We start from the raw sequence: 491 nt of genomic DNA, 5'->3' as shown, positions 1-491 counted from the left end.
TGCTACCGCGCCGGCGGCAGCACCCGCCGCGGTCGCGGCAAGCCAACCGGCTGCGACCACCGGCCCGACACCGGGAATGGCCATGAGCCCGAGACCAGTCAACAGGCCGCCAATGCCACCGACCGCAGCGCCGACACCGGCGCCCGTTCCAGCGCCTTCAGCCGCGTTGCTTTCGTCTGCAGTGCCGTACCAATCGCCAACATTGTTGGAAACGATGCTGATGTCGTCCGACGGAACGCCGCGATCTTCAAGGGCTGACACTGCTGCTTGGGCGTCCGAATAGTCGTCAAAAAGTCCACTAACGGTTTTCATGGGAATTTCCTCTTTGCTGGAGTTAGTTGGCAACAATGTTGCCCTGGTAGTCGAGCGCGACCTGCATGGATTTGCCGTCCTTCGAGGCCGTTGCACGCCAGACGCCCTTGTCGTCGAGCTTTAGACCGGTCACATCGGTGTAGCCGGCGTCAGTAAGGCGATCCTTGGCCTGTTCTTCC

At 61.7% G+C, this 491-nt stretch carries 1 protein-coding gene and 1 pseudogene; both read right to left on the bottom strand.

Going from position 1 to position 491, the window contains the following annotated elements:
* On the bottom strand, nt 1-312 hold a 312-nt coding region (locus tag ASE71_RS36810; RefSeq protein WP_320410584.1), incomplete at its 3' end, for a general stress protein.
* Between the two features lie 22 nt (nt 313-334).
* A pseudogene (locus ASE71_RS35635) lies at nt 335-491 on the bottom strand (PepSY domain-containing protein); the annotation flags it as partial.

It is taken from the genome of Ensifer sp. Root954, assembly GCF_001429005.1.
Taxonomy (GTDB): domain Bacteria; phylum Pseudomonadota; class Alphaproteobacteria; order Rhizobiales; family Rhizobiaceae; genus Ensifer; species Ensifer adhaerens.
The sequence above is the reverse complement of the archived record's forward strand: the minus strand, read 5'-3'. Positions and strand labels throughout refer to the sequence as shown.